At 61.3% G+C, this 14,482-nt stretch carries 11 protein-coding genes and 1 pseudogene; 9 read left to right on the plus strand and 3 right to left on the minus strand.

Annotation, left to right across the window (positions count from 1 at the left end; translation table 11 throughout):
- The first annotated feature begins 15 nt into the window (after positions 1-15).
- The 6 genes from FBY04_RS12675 (at position 16) to FBY04_RS12700 (ending at position 7,792) form a co-directional block, all read left to right on the plus strand.
- Positions 16-786 (plus strand): alpha/beta hydrolase, encoded by a 771-nt coding sequence (locus tag FBY04_RS12675; RefSeq protein ID WP_145315415.1) that lies wholly within the window; start codon positions 16-18, stop codon positions 784-786.
- Between the two features lie 129 nt (positions 787-915).
- On the plus strand, positions 916-1,176 hold the full coding sequence (locus FBY04_RS12680) for a DUF2790 domain-containing protein (RefSeq protein ID WP_145315416.1): 261 nt from the start codon (positions 916-918) through the stop codon (positions 1,174-1,176).
- A 39-nt stretch (positions 1,177-1,215) separates the two neighbouring features.
- On the plus strand, positions 1,216-1,887 hold the full coding sequence (locus FBY04_RS12685; protein WP_084322151.1) for a heavy metal response regulator transcription factor: 672 nt from the start codon (positions 1,216-1,218) through the stop codon (positions 1,885-1,887).
- Positions 1,884-3,287, plus strand: a complete 1,404-nt coding sequence (locus FBY04_RS12690; RefSeq protein WP_084322150.1) for a heavy metal sensor histidine kinase — start codon at positions 1,884-1,886, stop codon at positions 3,285-3,287. The genes FBY04_RS12685 and FBY04_RS12690 overlap by 4 nt, the downstream gene beginning before the upstream one ends.
- 818 nt (positions 3,288-4,105) lie before the next feature.
- Complete coding sequence (locus FBY04_RS12695) at positions 4,106-5,290, plus strand: acetyl-CoA C-acyltransferase family protein (protein ID WP_084322555.1); 1,185 nt, start codon at positions 4,106-4,108, stop codon at positions 5,288-5,290.
- 114 nt (positions 5,291-5,404) lie between these two features.
- Positions 5,405-7,792, plus strand: a complete 2,388-nt coding sequence (locus tag FBY04_RS12700) for a DUF3772 domain-containing protein (protein ID WP_145315417.1) — start codon at positions 5,405-5,407, stop codon at positions 7,790-7,792.
- Position 7,793: 1 nt separating this feature from the next.
- On the opposite strand, the gene FBY04_RS12705 is transcribed toward FBY04_RS12700, so the two are convergent.
- The gene (locus FBY04_RS12705; RefSeq protein ID WP_145315418.1) at positions 7,794-9,284 is read right to left on the minus strand and encodes an aldehyde dehydrogenase family protein; all 1,491 of its coding nucleotides are present in this window, start codon (positions 9,282-9,284) and stop codon (positions 7,794-7,796) included.
- Positions 9,285-9,331: 47 nt separating this feature from the next.
- Positions 9,332-9,721 (minus strand): cytochrome c family protein, encoded by a 390-nt coding sequence (locus tag FBY04_RS12710; RefSeq protein WP_145315419.1) that lies wholly within the window; start codon positions 9,719-9,721, stop codon positions 9,332-9,334.
- A gap of 276 nt (positions 9,722-9,997) precedes the next feature.
- On the opposite strand from FBY04_RS12710, the gene FBY04_RS12715 reads away from it, so the two are divergent.
- The 3 genes and pseudogenes from FBY04_RS12715 (at position 9,998) to FBY04_RS33195 (ending at position 13,547) form a co-directional block, all read left to right on the plus strand.
- On the plus strand, positions 9,998-11,320 hold the full coding sequence (locus tag FBY04_RS12715) for a hypothetical protein (RefSeq protein WP_145315420.1): 1,323 nt from the start codon (positions 9,998-10,000) through the stop codon (positions 11,318-11,320).
- Between the two features lie 319 nt (positions 11,321-11,639).
- Positions 11,640-12,149: pseudogene (locus FBY04_RS33190) on the plus strand (cache domain-containing protein); the annotation flags it as partial.
- Between the two features lie 144 nt (positions 12,150-12,293).
- Complete coding sequence (locus FBY04_RS33195; protein ID WP_371850937.1) at positions 12,294-13,547, plus strand: methyl-accepting chemotaxis protein; 1,254 nt, start codon at positions 12,294-12,296, stop codon at positions 13,545-13,547.
- A gap of 165 nt (positions 13,548-13,712) precedes the next feature.
- Here FBY04_RS33195 and hpaC read toward each other — a convergent pair whose 3' ends face one another.
- Entirely contained in the window at positions 13,713-14,225 is a 513-nt protein-coding gene (gene hpaC, locus FBY04_RS12725) for a 4-hydroxyphenylacetate 3-monooxygenase, reductase component (protein WP_084322561.1), read from the minus strand.
- Positions 14,226-14,482: the final 257 nt, after the last annotated feature.

The raw sequence follows: 14,482 nt of genomic DNA on the forward strand, positions 1-14,482 counted from the left end.
ACAAGGGTCGATACCATGAAACCATTAAGCAAACTCTGCCTGATCGCCGCCAGCCTGTTGATGCTCGGCACCGGGTCCGCCATGGCCAGCGACATCGCGCCGGTCAAGGCCGACAACGTCGTGCTGGTGCACGGTTCCTGGGCCGATGGCTCGAGTTGGGCGGACGTAATCTCGCGGTTGCAGGCTGCCGGACTGCACGTCACAGCGGTGCAAAACCCGCTGACTTCGGTTGCCGACGACGTCGCCGCGACCCAGCGCGTACTCAATCAGCAAGACGGCCCGACAGTTCTGGTCGGCCATTCCTACGCCGGCACTGTAGTCAGTGAAGCCGGGGGCAATCCAAAGGTCAGCTCGCTGGTTTACGTCGCCGCCCGCGCGCCGGACGCCGGGGAAGATTTCGTCGCACTGTCGGGCAAATACCCGACCATGCCCGTGCGCGCTGGCACCGAAGAACACGATGGTTTCGTCAGCCTGAAGCAGGACGCCTTCCTCAAATACTTCGCCAGCGACGTGCCCCACGACAAGGCGATGCAACTGTTCGCTGTGCAGCAACCGATCGCCAAAACCCTGTTCACTGATCGCACCACCGCAGCCGCCTGGCACAGCAAACCGTCGTGGTACGCGGTCTCCAGCCTCGACCAGACCATCAATCCGGACCTCGAACGCTTCCTCGCCAAGCGCATGGGCGCGACCACCATCGAACTGCCGTCGAGCCACTTGTCGCTGGTCTCCCACGCCAAGGAAATCGCCGACCTGATCCTCGAAGCGTCCGGCCGCCAGCCATAACGCCGAGGCCGTTTCATTACAACTTTGTCATTGAACTGTTGGTCGGCTGTCCGGATCGCCTGGTTAACCTCAATTCACTGTCAGGCCACCCGCCGGCAGCCACCAAAAACCCGAATAGAGAACCTCATCATGAAAATGTTTATCCTCGGTTTCGCCGCCCTCCTCGTAACCGGTTCGGCGTTTGCCGATACGCAGACAACCACGGCGCCGGTGATCCACGACAAGACCGGCTTTTTCGTGCACCTGGATGTCGATAAAGTCCTGTCCAGCACCGATATTTCGCAGCAGTGCGGCCTGATTCCGGCGCGGCTCGACTACCTGGACCACCAGGGTCGCGAGCACGTGCTGGATTACCAGGTCAACGGCACCGGCTGCACCAATGATCATTGATCCGGCTACACTGGCGCCAATTGTCTGAGGCACAACCCCATGAACATCCTCGTAGTCGAAGACGAACCCAAAGCGGGTAACTACCTGCTCAACGGCCTGCAGGAGCTCGGTTACTCCGTCAGCCTGGCGCGGGATGGCGCCGACGGTTTGCACCTGGCCCTGGAGCACGATTTCGACGTCATTGTCCTCGACGTGATGATGCCGAAAATGGATGGTTGGGAGGTCCTGCGCCGCTTGCGCAAGGAGGCCGACACGCCGGTGCTGTTTCTCACTGCCCGGGATGACATCGCCGACCGCATCAAGGGCCTGGAACTGGGCGCCGACGATTACCTGATCAAGCCTTTTTCCTTCGCCGAACTGGTGGCGCGCCTGCGCACCCTGACCCGCCGTGGTCCCACCCGCGAAGAAGAACAATTGCACGTGGACGACTTGCAAATTGACGTGCTCAAGCGCCGCATCACCCGCGCAGGCGTCAAGATCACCCTGACCAACAAGGAATTCGCCCTGCTGCACCTGTTCGCCACGCATCAGGGCCAGGTGTTGTCGCGCTCGATGATCGCTTCAAGAGTCTGGGACATGAATTTCGACAGTGACACCAACGTCGTCGACGTCGCCGTGCGCCGCTTGCGCCTGAAAATCGATGACCCGTTCCAGCTCAAGCTGATCCATAGCGTGCGCGGCATCGGCTACCGCTTCGATACTCAGCCATGAGTCGTCTTCGCCATTCCCTGACACTGCGCCTGGCGCTGGTGTTTGCCCTGCTCGCCTTTGTTTCGCTGACCCTGTTGGGCGTGGCGCTGTACCGCGACCTGGAGCGCGAACTGATCCGCCGCGACGACGCCGCGCTGGTGAACCGCATCGATCAGCTGCGCACCTTCCTCAACGACAGCAATACGCTGGAGCTGATCCGAACGAAACCGGCGCTGTTCCAGAACATGCTGGGCAATCGTGAAGCCCTGTTGACCATCGGCGCACCGGGACAAAAACCCTTGTTGGTGGTCAACCCCGGCAACCTTGCCATGCCGTCGCTGGCGCCGGTGTCAATGGACCATCCGCTGAGTCTGAGCGACGTGCAGCACTACCCCGGCGTGGATGGCGTGCCTTTCGCGGCGTTGGCGGCGACCATCGATTCCGGCGACATGGGCAGCCTGCAAGTGGTCACCGGGCGCCTGATGACCGAACGCACCGCCGTGCTCGCCCGCTACCGCCTCAACGTGTACCTGTTTGCCAGCGTGGCAGCGATTCTGCTGGCGCTGTCCGGTTATCTGCTGGTACATCGCGGCCTGTTGCCGGTACGGCGCCTGGCCCGGCACGCCCACGGCATCGGCGTCGGCAACCTCACCGAGCGTCTCGATGGCCAGGGCGCACCTCGGGAACTGCTGCCGATGATCGAGGCATTGAACGCGATGCTCGACCGGCTGGGAAAGGGGTTCATGCAACTGGGTCAGGTGTCGACCGACATGGCCCACGAACTGCGCACGCCGATCAACAATCTGCTTGGCGAAACCCAGGTCGCGCTGCAGCAGAACCGCAGCGTCGAAGCTTATCAGCAGCTGCTCGCCTCCAACGTCGAAGAACTTGAGCGTCTGGCGCGGATGCTCGACAACATGCTGTTTCTGGCGCGCACCGATCCGGCCAGTGCCCTGAGCCAACGCCAGGAACTGGACGCCGCCGATGAAATGGAGCGCATGGCCGACTACTTCGAAGGGCCGGCAGCAGACGTCGGGATCAGCATCGACGCCCAAGGCAGCGGCGTGATCTGGGCTGAACCGATGCTGTTGCGCCGTGCGCTGGCCAACCTGTGCGCCAATGCCATCAAATATGGCGCGGCGCATTCAGAGCTGTTCATTCGCGCCACGCCTACGGCTGACGGCATCCGATTGATTGTGCGCAACCATGGCCCGACCATCCCTGCCGAACACTTGCCCCGGCTGTTTGAACGTTTTTACCGGGTCGACGAATCCCGCGAGCGCTCGGCTCATTCCAATGGTTTGGGGTTGTCGATTGTGGCGACGATCATGCAGTTGCATCACGGGGGTTACAGCGTTAGCAGCAGTGAGGGGGTGACGTGTTTTGAGCTGTTTTTTCCGGGGCGGCGGGTGGGTGAGTGAGGTTTGGTGTTTTTACGGTTGGTGTGAATATCCGTTTTTTTGGTGATGGCGGCTATTGGTTTCGCCCTTACGGCGAGTCACTTGGAAGAGCCCCAAGTAACCAAGGGCTCTTGCCCCTTTCGTTCGGCCTCTCGAGGGGGCGCTCAGATCAAAAGCTGAAGGAGAGCTAACGCTCGGCCTGATGAGTGGTGGGAATCAAAAGCGTATGGGATTCCCTGTAGGAGCCGGCTTGCTGGCGAAAAGCGTCTGGGCGACGCGTTCATTCAGACAGCCCGCGTCATCGTTAACGTCCATCGCCAGCAAGCCGGCTCCTACAGGGGGATAGGTGTACATATCCGGAATGAGGGAACGCGCGCACCAAAGAGCCAGGTCGGCTTTCAGGCCGCCTCGGCGGCTGTGGCGGTGGTCGCCCCCTCGAGAGGCCGAGCGCAGGTTCTGCGCAGTGGGCAACCCGGCATGGATGCCGGGTTAGCCGCCCCCGGCCAAGGATGGCCGATGGCGGCGGGCCCACGGAGCAGGACCGGAGCGAGGGCATGGCGAGCATTAGCGAGCCACCGAACGAAAGGGGCAAAAGCGCTTGGTTACTTGGCGCTTCTCCAAGTGACTCGCCGTAAGGGCGAAACCAATAGCCGCCGCGACCGAAGAAACGGATATGCCCCCCAACCACTCAGACCGATCTAAAATCCCCCCACCAGAACTGGCAAAAAACACCACCCCCCTTGAGCACTTTCGACATAGGCCAACCACACCACCGCCCCTAGACTCTTTCCCCCAATAAAAGCGCCAAACGCGCACAAGACCGAACCAGGGAACCCCTCATGAACCCATCCGACATTTTCGTTATCAGCGCCGTCCGTTCCGCCATCGGCAGCTTCGGCGGCTCGCTCAAGGATGTACCGCCGATTCAACTGGCCACCGACGTTTGCCGCGCCGCCATCGAGCGCTCCGGCCTGGCGCCTGAGCATATCGGCCATGCGGTGATGGGTCATGTGATCCCGACCGAAGCACGTGACGCTTACATCTCCCGGGCGGTGGCAATGAACGCCGGGTTGCCGAAAGAGACGCCAGCCTTCAACGTCAACCGCCTCTGCGGTTCCGGTCTACAGGCAATCGTCAGTGCCGCCCAAAGCCTGATGCTGGGTGATGCAGGCGCGGCGCTGGCCGGTGGCGTCGAGTCCATGAGCCGTGGCGCGTATCTGTTGCCACAAGCGCGCTGGGGTGCCCGCATGGGCGACATGCAGGCCATCGACTACATGCTGGGCGTGCTGCAAGATCCGTTTGCCGGTTTCCACATGGGCATCACCGCGGAAAACATCGCCGAGCGCTATGGCATCACCCGCCAGGCCCAGGATGAACTGGCCATGATCAGCCAGCAGCGCGCCGCGCGGGCAATCGCCGAGGGCCGCTTCGACGGGCAGATCGTGCCGATCGAAGTGGCGTCGCGCAAAGGTACCGTGACCTTCGCGACCGACGAACACGTACGCGCCGAGGTCAATGCCGAGCAATTGGCCAAGATGAAACCGGCCTTCAAAAAAGACGGCAGCGTCACCGCCGGCAATGCCTCCGGCCTGAATGACGGCGCGGGTGCGTTGATCATGGCCACCGGTGAAATGGTGCGCGCCCAAGGCCTCAAGCCGATGGCCCGACTGGTCGGCTACGCCCACGCCGGGGTTGAGCCTGAATTGATGGGACTCGGTCCGATTCCCGCCACCCGCCTGGTGCTCAAAAAGGCTGGCCTGACCGTGGCCGACCTGGACGTCATCGAATCGAACGAAGCCTTCGCCGCGCAAGCCTGTGCCGTGGCGCAGGAGCTGGGCTTCGACCCGGAGAAGGTCAACCCCAATGGTTCGGGCATCTCGCTGGGCCACCCGGTGGGCGCCACTGGCGCGATTATCGCGACCAAGGCCATTCACGAACTGCACCGTGTTCAGGGCCGTTATGCCTTGGCAACCATGTGCATTGGCGGCGGCCAGGGCATCGCCGTGTTGTTCGAACGCGTCTGACACCCCCACCCTGCCCCCGCTCAGTGGGGGCAGGCGACCAAACTATTCCTCGAAGGTTTACCTGATGACCTAACCTCATAGGCTGAATGACTAACAACAGAGTCGGACACTCCTATGCGTCATACACTGAAAGCCATGATTTTCGTCGCTTTCACGCTTTTCGGGGCGGGGCCCGGAATGCTGTCGGCGGCCGACGCTCCAGACATTGTCGCGCCCAAGGCGGGAACCGCGACCCTTGCCGTTTCCCAGAGCGATCTCCAGGCGCTGCAACTTCGGCTCGACAGCCTCAAACAGCAGATCTCGCTGGTCGACAACTTCAACCAGCTGGAGGGCCCGCAGGATCTGGTCCAGATGTTCATGCTGGATGTCGATCGCCTCACCGCCTCACTGCTGCCGCTACAAACCCAACTCCGCGCACAACTGGCCGTGTTGGGGCCTGCGCCCCTTGATGACGCTGCGGCCGAACAATCCGATATCGCCGCACAGCGAACAGCGCTCACCGAACAAAAAAACAAAGTCGACGCCACTCTGAAAACCCTGGACGTTCTGAAAACGAGTGCCACCGACCTCGTCACCCAGATCGCCGGTATCCGTCGCAACCTGCTGGAAAGCGAACTGACCCTGAGCACCCGAAGCATCCTGAACCCCGACTTCTGGTCACCGGTCCTGGCCCCTTCGATGGACAATCGGCTGCGCGTCAAAATGTTCTTCGATCAGGTCACGGAGGTCGTCAAAGTGGCCTGGCAACCCGGTCAACGCCTCTACACCTGCGTACTGTTGCTGCTGGCCCTGATCTTCTGGACGCTCGGCCGCCGGCTCGCCGAACGCGGGCTGACCTGGCTGTGCATTCACCGGATGCCGGAAGGACGCCTGCGCCGAAGCTCCCTCGCGCTGGCTTCTGTGCTGGCCACCGTATTGACCGTCGGCGTCGCCCTGCAACTGCTGTTTTATACCTTCACGCGCCAGACTCCACTGACACCGATGCTGACCACCTTTTCCCAGGAGTTCGAAAAAGTCGCCTACACCTGCGTCCTGATCACCTCACTGAGTCGCGCCCTGTTATCCACGCAGCACCCATCGTGGCGGCTACCGCCGCTCGCCGACCTGGTGGCGTTGTCACTGAAACCTTATCCCCGAATTCTGGCGGCCGCGCTGTTGGTTCTGGTGACAATGAACCAGATCATCAACGTAACGGGGATGAGCGGAGGCCTGGTGATCGCCGGGCGAGGCATCGTCGCACTGGTGGTTTCGTTTGTCCTGCTGGACATGTTGGTACGCACCGGCAGAGTCCGAAGAGCCGTCGTCATTGCAGGTGAAGCCCCCGAAGCAGGCCGGACGTTCGCTGGCGTGCTCTACACAATCGCCAGTCTCGCGCTCGTGATATCACTGTTATCGCTGTTGACGGGGTACGTGTCCCTGGCCCGGTTCGTCACGTATGAACTGGTCTGGGGATTCCTCGTGCTCTGCGGTTTCTACCTGCTGATGCAATGCTTCAAGGATGCGTGCGAATACCTGTTTTCGGTCAAAAGTCCCAGCGGCAAGTCGCTGAAACAGTTGCTGGGCATTGAAGACCGGCGCCTGGAGCAGATCTCCACCATTCTCTCGGGGGTGGGCCGGGCGGGTCTGTTGCTGATGGCAATCATCACCCTGTTCGTCGGAGGTGTCGGTACAACCCTGGGGCAGTTGCTCTCCAACGTCTTTTCCATTCTCGGCGGCGCCGGGCTGCGCAAACTGAACATCATCCCCGGTCACTTGCTCAATGCCACACTGGCTCTGTTGATCGGCATTTACCTGATACGAACGCTGGGCCGCTGGCTGGACAAGGAGTTCCTGCCGAAGACCGAGATGGACCCGGGCATGCGTGCTTCGCTGACCACGCTGTTCGCCAATATCGGCTATGCCTTGGTCATCCTGATGACACTGTCATCGTTGGGCGTGCAGTGGACCAACCTGGCCTGGATCGTCAGCGCGTTGTCGGTGGGGATTGGTTTTGGCTTGCAGGAGATCGTCAAGAATTTCGTCTCCGGCCTGATCCTGCTGACCGAGCGCCCGGTGAAAGTCGGCGACCTGATCAGCATCAGCGGGGTCGAAGGCGACATCCGCCGGATCAACGTGCGGGCCACCGAAATCCAGCTCAGTGACCGCTCGATTGTCATCGTCCCGAACTCGCAGCTGATCTCGCAGAACCTGCGCAACGTGACCCTGGGCGGTAGCGCCCAAGGGGTGGCGACGCTCGAACTCACCTTTCCCCTGGACATCGACCCCGAACAGGTGAAAGACCTGCTCTACAACACCTACTGCGAGCACGAAACCATTCTCGAAAAACCGGCGCCGATGGTGCGCTTCAGCAAACTCACGCCTGAAGGCATCACCTTGACCGTCACCGGCTATGTCGGCAGCCCGCGAATTGTCGGCGTGACCAAGAGCGATCTGCTGTTCGAGATTCTCAAGCGTCTGGGTGCCGCGGGTATCGAACTGGCGAAGCCGGCACCCGCCGTGTGAATCAGTGGGCGATGCACACTGATTTCAGCTCGGTGTACGCCTCGATCACCGCACGCCCGAACTCGCGGCCCATGCCCGATTGCTTGACGCCACCGAACGGCATCGCCGGGTCGAGCAACACGTGGGCATTGACCCAGACGGTGCCGGCTTCGATGCGCGGCACCAGGTTCATGGCTTTGCCGAGGTCATTGGTCCACAGGCTGGCGGCCAGGCCGTAGCGATTATCGTTGGCCAGGGCGATCACGGTGTCTTCATCGTCAAACGGCATTACCCCCAGCACTGGGCCGAACACTTCTTCGCGGGCCACCGCCATGTTGTGATCGATGTCCGCCAGAATCGTCGGCTGCACATAAAAGCCCTCGCCTTCCAGCAACTCGCCACCGGACACCACGCGCGCACCTTCCCGGCGAGCCAGTTCGATGTGCTTGAGCACGCTTTGTTGCTGCTTGCGCGAGACCAGCGGGTTGATCGCAGCATCGCCATTCATGCCCGCGCCGATGGGCATCGCCGAGACCGCTGCCGCGAGGCCTTCGACAAATTTGTCATGGATCGAGCGATGCACATAAAAGCGCGAAGCTGCCGCACAGACCTGACCATTGTTCAGCAGGCCGCCGAGGATTGCGCCCTGGACGGCTTTGTCGATATCGGCATCGGCCAGCACAATCATCGGGTTTTTGCCGCCGAGCTCCAGCGAGAAACGCGTCATGTTTTCCATGCACGCCACGCCGACACTTTTGCCGACAGCGGTCGAGCCAGTGAACGACACCTTGCTCACCAGCGGATGCGCCGTCAGCACGCCGCCGACATTAGCGCCACCACCGGTCACAACGTTGAACACGCCCGCCGGAATGCCTGCTTCCAGCGCCAGTTCAGCCAGGCGCATGGCGGTCAGCGGGGTTTCCATCGCCGGTTTGATGATCACCGTGCAACCGGTAGCCAGCGCCGGCATCAGCTTCCAGGCAGCAATCAACAGCGGGAAGTTCCACGGCACAATCCCGACCACCACGCCTACCGGTTCACGCTTGGTGAACGCCGTGAATTTCGCACCCGGCGGCAGCGGAATCGATACGTCAAAGGTCTGCCCTTCGATCTTGGTCGCCCAGCCGGACATGTAGCGCATGAACTCCACGGTGGCGTTCAGATCCAGCGCGCGGGCCATGTTGATCGACTTGCCCTGACTCAGGGTTTCCAGCTGCGCCAACTCTTCGGCATGCGCCTCAACCAGCGCGGTGAAATTCAGCAGAATGCGTTCACGATCCGCCGGACGCAGCCCCGACCACACGCCGGACTTGAAGGCTTTATGGGACGACTGCACGGCTTGCTCGACCACTTCCAGCGGCGCGTCCAGGGTTTCGCACAGGGTTTTGCCGGTGGCCGGGTTGACCACGGCAATGCTCGGTCCTTCGGCAAACACCCACTGGCCGTCAATGAAGCAGCCATGGCGGCGGTCAAGAAATGCAGCAACCTGCGGCAGGATTTCAACGTTGCTCATAAATCACCTTTGGTTCAGACGCATTGTTCAGCCGGAGAACGGGCTGATTACTGTTGTTCTTTGAGGAAACACACCACCGCCTGGCGATCGTCCTCCGACGCCAGGCCCATGTAAGGCATGTAGGTCCCCGGCACGAATGCCTGGGGTTGGGCGATGAGTTGCGCGATGTTCTCGGCCTGCCAGTCGATGTCCTTGTTGCGCATGGCCTGGGAATAGTTGAAGCCTTCCAGCGAGCCGGATTTGCGCCCGACCACACCCGCCAGATTCGGCCCCATCATCCCTGTCATGCCCTTGGTCACCGAATGGCAGACCGCGCACTCATTGGCGAACACCTGGGCGCCATGCCCTTGATCGGGCGCGCATTCAGTGGCCAGCGCGGCTTGCGCCAGGGTGATCGAGAGCAAACCGGTAAGCAGCAAACGCAGCGAGGTGACCATAGGAAAACGACCTTGAAATCTGCGCTCATCAGAAGAGCGCCAACACGGGAGCGCCGACGCAGCGCAGCATCGGCAGGGTTGAGACGGATTGTCGACGCTCAGTGACGCGCAGGTTTTGCCCTGCGTGCCAGTCGTATTGGCGGGGCTGCCAAACCGAGCATTTTGGCAAGCACAGCCAACTCTTTGGCAACCACACAAAAGGCCGGAAAAGTTCCGCGCCTTAGTATCGAAAAAGACCGCAAACCTGCGCTCAAGAACAAGAACGGATGCCACACCATGCTCAAGTCCCCCTTGCTTCGTCTCTCTACGCTCGCACTGATGATCAGTGCCGGTCATGCCAGCGCGTATGAACTCTACGCCGATGACGACAGTCACCTGAACGCCACGCTGGAAGCGGTCTTCGGCATTTTCCACAGTCAGGAAAACTATGCGCTGTCCGGCCGTCTCGACCAGGGTTCTTCATCGTGGCGCGAAGGCTACGTCAAATATGGCCTGAGCTTCGACAAGGGCCTGGCCGGCGTGGGCACCGCGTACGGCGCGGCGAATATGCTCAGTTCCGGCACCTGGGGCGACGGCGATGCCGCGGGTTTCACCGACGGCTCGGAACGCACCACCAAATTCGAAGACGCCTACCTCGGCTGGCGTTCGGGCAAGCTGTTCGACGTGCTCGGCGAGGATGGCGTCGACCTGTCCTTCGGACGCCAGAACATCGTGGTCGGTGATGGCTTCCTGATTAATGGTGATGCGCTCAACCTGGGCAAAGGCCTGGCCGACGGCGAATTCAACCGTGGAGGCGCCTACTGGCTGGCCGCGCGCAAGGCGTTCGACGAGACTGCCGTGTTGCGCATCGGTGGCAAGGAAGGTTGGCGTGGCGACCTGATGTGGTTGAAATCGGATAACCGCGCTCAGGCCAAAACCGAAATGTACGTCGGCACCCTCGAACACGTCGCCGAAGAAGGCACGGTCGGCCTGACCTACATCGACACCACCGATGTCGACGAAGATTTCGCCTCCCCTGCTCAACTCGAACGCGACGGCATGAAAACCTACAGCCTGCGTGCTACCGGCAACGCCGGGGTCAAGGACCTGTTCCTCTCCGGCGAATACGCCAAACAGGACAAACCTCACACCTCGACCGAAGACGCCTGGTATCTGGAAGCTGGCTGGACCTTCTCCGACGTGGCCTGGTCGCCGTATGTCAGCTACCGCTACAGCCGTTTCTCGGAAGGCTATGACACGCTGTTCTACGGATTCAGTCGTGGCTTCGGCACCTGGTTCCAAGGCGAAGTGGCGGGCAACTACGCCGGTCCGTTCAACTCCAACTCGCGCATCCAGAACGTCAAGTTCACTGTCTCGCCACTGGAGAACCTGACCGTCGGCGCCATGTACTTCAACTTCGACACCATCGACCGCAACCTGGGCAATACCGATGGTCACGAGGTTGACCTGTACGCCGAATGGCACGTCAACGAACACCTGAGCGTAATGCCGCTGATCGGTCTGTTCCAGCCGGACAAGAGCGCCGATCAGGGCGGTACGCAGTTGGGCAACAACGACAAGAACCTCTACAGCCAGGTGATTTTCGCTACCACTTTCTAAATTAGAACCCCATACACGTCTCCCTGTAGGAGCAGCCTTCGGCAGCTCCTACGGGATCGCGTTTCGGCGGCATTGCTTTTCAAGGAAAAGGGCCTTTCCAATGCACAAGAAATTCCTGACGATTCAGAGCAAGATCGCCCTGCTCGCCGGCCTTTGCCTGCTGCTGGTGGTGGGTTTGCTGATGGGTTTGTCGCTGTACCAGACCCATCAAAGCAGCCAGCAAGTGGCCCGTGCCAGCAGCGAAATGCTCGCCAATGCCGCCAAGGAACACATGCAGGCGCTGGGCAAGGTGCAGGCGATGCAGGTGCAACGCACCTTCATGCAGACTCACGAATATGGCCAAGGGTTGTCGCGCTATCTGCTTTACCTCAGGCAGTTGCAACACCAGGGCAACCTGACCCGCCCACAACTGCGTCAGGCGCTGAGCACCCAGTTGCATCAGGCCCTGATCGACAAGCCCGACCTGCTCGGGCTTTATGTCATTTTCGAACCTGATGCCCTGGACGGCGCCGACGCCAGCTTCGTCGATCAGGCCGTCATGGGCAGCAACGAAACCGGGCGCTTTTCCCTGTACTGGGTGCAAAGCAAACCCGGCGAACTGCAAGCGGTGATCGGTGACGAAGCGTTGCTCGCCAACACCGCGCCCGGGCCCAGCGGCGCGCCGTACAACGCCTTCTACACCTGCGCCCGCGACAGCCGCAAAGCCTGCGTGCTGGAGCCGTATTTCGACGAGGCGTCCGGCAGCCGCAAACTGGTGACCAGCATTGCGTTTCCGCTGATCGACAACGGCAAAGTCATCGCCGTCGTCGGCCTGGACATCAACCTCGCTGCCCTGCAACAGAACAGCGAAGCCAGCGCGCTTCAGCTGTTCGACGGCAACGGGCAGATCAGCATCGTCAGCCCGCGTGGCGTCATTTCCGCCAACAGCCAGGACGTCAGCCGCCTCGGCCAACCGCTGGACAATGCCGAGGTGATGGACACCTTGCGTCAGGGCCAGCCGAAGGTGTTCGTCGACCGGCAACAGATCAAAGTCCTCGAGCCGCTGGCGCCGATTGCCGGTGCCGTGCCGTGGGGCGTGCTGGTCGGCGTGCCGCAGGACGTGCTGCTGGCGCCAGTGACCGCACTGCAAAGCCAACTCGATGCGCAAGGTGTGCAAAGCACGGCGCTGGAGTTGTTGCTGGGCGGCGGTTCGGCGCTGCTCGGGCTGGTGTTGATCTGGTACGCGGCGTACCGCATCACCCGGCCTTTGCAATTGCTGACGCGGGTCATGGAGGATATCTCCCTGGGCGAAGGCGACCTGACCCGACGCCTGGCCGTGCAATCACGGGATGAAATCGGTCAACTGGCAACCGCGTTCAACCGGTTTGTCGAGCGCATTCATCACTCGATCCGCGAGGTGTCTTCGGCGGCGCTCGGTGTCAATGAAGGTGCCAAACGCGTATTGCTGGCAACCAACTCGTCGATGAACAACTTCGATGAGCAATCGACCCGCACCAACAGCGTGGCGGCGGCCATCAACGAACTGGGCGCCGCCGCCCAGGAAATCGCGACCAACGCCTCCGATGCCTCACAGCAGGCCTCCGCCGCGCGCCAACAAGCCGAAGACGGGCGTCAGGTGGTCGAGCGCACGATTCAGGTGATGAACGAACTGTCCGGCAAAATCAGCGCCTCGTGCGCCAACATCGAAGTGCTGAACAGCAAGACCGTGAACATCGGGCAGATCCTCGAAGTGATCAAGGGCATCTCCCAGCAGACCAACCTGCTGGCGCTCAACGCAGCGATCGAAGCCGCACGGGCCGGTGAAGCGGGTCGTGGCTTTGCGGTGGTTGCCGATGAAGTGCGCAGCCTGGCCGGGCGCACGCAGACGTCGGCGGCAGAAATCCAGCAGATGATTGAAGAACTGCAAGTCGGTGCCCGTGAATCGGTCACCACCATGACCGAGAGCCAGCAGCACAGCGAGGAAAGCGTCAGCATCGCCAACCTCGCCGGCAAACGGCTGGGCAGCGTAACCCAGCGTATTGGTGAGATCGACAATGTAAACCAGTCAGTGGCTGCGGCAACCGAGGAGCAGACGTCGGTGGTCGAGGCGTTGAACGTGGACATCACCGAGATCAACACACTGAACCAGCAAGGGGTGGAGAACCTGCAATCGACGTTGCGGGCGTGTACCGAGCTGGAGCGGGAGGCTGGGCGGCTGAATCAGTTGGTGGGGAGTTTTCGGATCTGAGAGTGATGTAGCCTGTTACTCCGCCATCGCGTGCAAAGCCTGCTCCCACAATGACCGCGTCCGTCCAGGCAACTCGGACAAATGTGGGAGCCGGCTTGCTCGCGAAGAGGCCATCACAGGCAACATCGACCTCGCCTGACACTCCACCCTCGATAACGCGATCTTTCAGCACGCCACCACAGCATGCTCAACCCGATGAAATACCCGGTTGAAATACACCAGGCTATCCCCCTCCCCACGCACGCCAACCTTCGACAATTCGACAAACATCACCGAATGCGACCCCACTTCCTTGCACTCGCTGATCCGCCCTTCCAGCTGCACCAGCGCATCACGCAGCACCGGCACGCCGGTGTCGCCACCGTCCCACAGATCCCAGGCGAAACGCTCTTCCATCGACACATTTGTCATGCCGGCGAAGTGCCGGGCCAGCTCTTCCTGCTCGCCGCTCAGCACGTTGACGCACAGCAGGCCGTTGGTACGAAACACATCATGGGTCGCGCTGTTGCGGTTGACGCACACCAGCACGGTCGGCGGCGAGTCCGTCACCGAGCACACGGCGCTGGCGGTGATGCCGCAGCATCCACCGGGGCCATTGGTGGTGATGATATTCACCGCCGCCGGCAACTGCGCCATGGCGTTGCGAAAGTCGATTTGCTGCTGGCTCAGGTCGGCCATGTCGGTGCCCCTTCCTTCAGGAGGGCCGCCCGTTGGCGGCCCGCAGGTTATGGAACAAGACTAAGGCCCGGCGCGGCGCACAACCATTCTGACGATCCCCATGCCGAGGTCGGCTTTCCGCTAGTCGACTAGGTGGTTTCTTTATCGTCAGGGCCCGCCGCAGTGGGTATTCTGCTGATTGGCGTCAACACCGGCGCCGATGTCCGCCGCAGCGTGCACGCGTGCGAAAACAATAATTAGAAATTTTCGTGGCAGTC

The sequence above is a fragment of the Pseudomonas sp. SJZ080 genome, assembly GCF_007828295.1.
In the GTDB taxonomy this organism is placed as follows: domain Bacteria; phylum Pseudomonadota; class Gammaproteobacteria; order Pseudomonadales; family Pseudomonadaceae; genus Aquipseudomonas; species Aquipseudomonas migulae_A.

Excerpts from the sequence above, each read along its gene's own strand:
- FBY04_RS12695 (WP_084322555.1), top strand. The coding sequence starts at position 4,106 with ATGAACCCATCCGACATTTTCGTTATCAGCGCCGTCCGTTCCGCCATC.
- FBY04_RS12680 (WP_145315416.1), top strand. The coding sequence starts at position 916 with ATGAAAATGTTTATCCTCGGTTTCGCCGCCCTCCTCGTAACCGGTTCG.
- FBY04_RS12705 (WP_145315418.1), bottom strand. The coding sequence starts at position 9,284 with ATGAGCAACGTTGAAATCCTGCCGCAGGTTGCTGCATTTCTTGACCGC.
- FBY04_RS12675 (WP_145315415.1), top strand. The coding sequence starts at position 16 with ATGAAACCATTAAGCAAACTCTGCCTGATCGCCGCCAGCCTGTTGATG.
- FBY04_RS33195 (WP_371850937.1), top strand. The coding sequence starts at position 12,294 with ATGGACACCTTGCGTCAGGGCCAGCCGAAGGTGTTCGTCGACCGGCAA.
- FBY04_RS12690 (WP_084322150.1), top strand. The coding sequence starts at position 1,884 with ATGAGTCGTCTTCGCCATTCCCTGACACTGCGCCTGGCGCTGGTGTTT.
- FBY04_RS12715 (WP_145315420.1), top strand. The coding sequence starts at position 9,998 with ATGCTCAAGTCCCCCTTGCTTCGTCTCTCTACGCTCGCACTGATGATC.
- hpaC (WP_084322561.1), bottom strand. The coding sequence starts at position 14,225 with ATGGCCGACCTGAGCCAGCAGCAAATCGACTTTCGCAACGCCATGGCG.
- FBY04_RS12710 (WP_145315419.1), bottom strand. The coding sequence starts at position 9,721 with ATGGTCACCTCGCTGCGTTTGCTGCTTACCGGTTTGCTCTCGATCACC.
- FBY04_RS12685 (WP_084322151.1), top strand. The coding sequence starts at position 1,216 with ATGAACATCCTCGTAGTCGAAGACGAACCCAAAGCGGGTAACTACCTG.
- FBY04_RS12700 (WP_145315417.1), top strand. The coding sequence starts at position 5,405 with ATGCGTCATACACTGAAAGCCATGATTTTCGTCGCTTTCACGCTTTTC.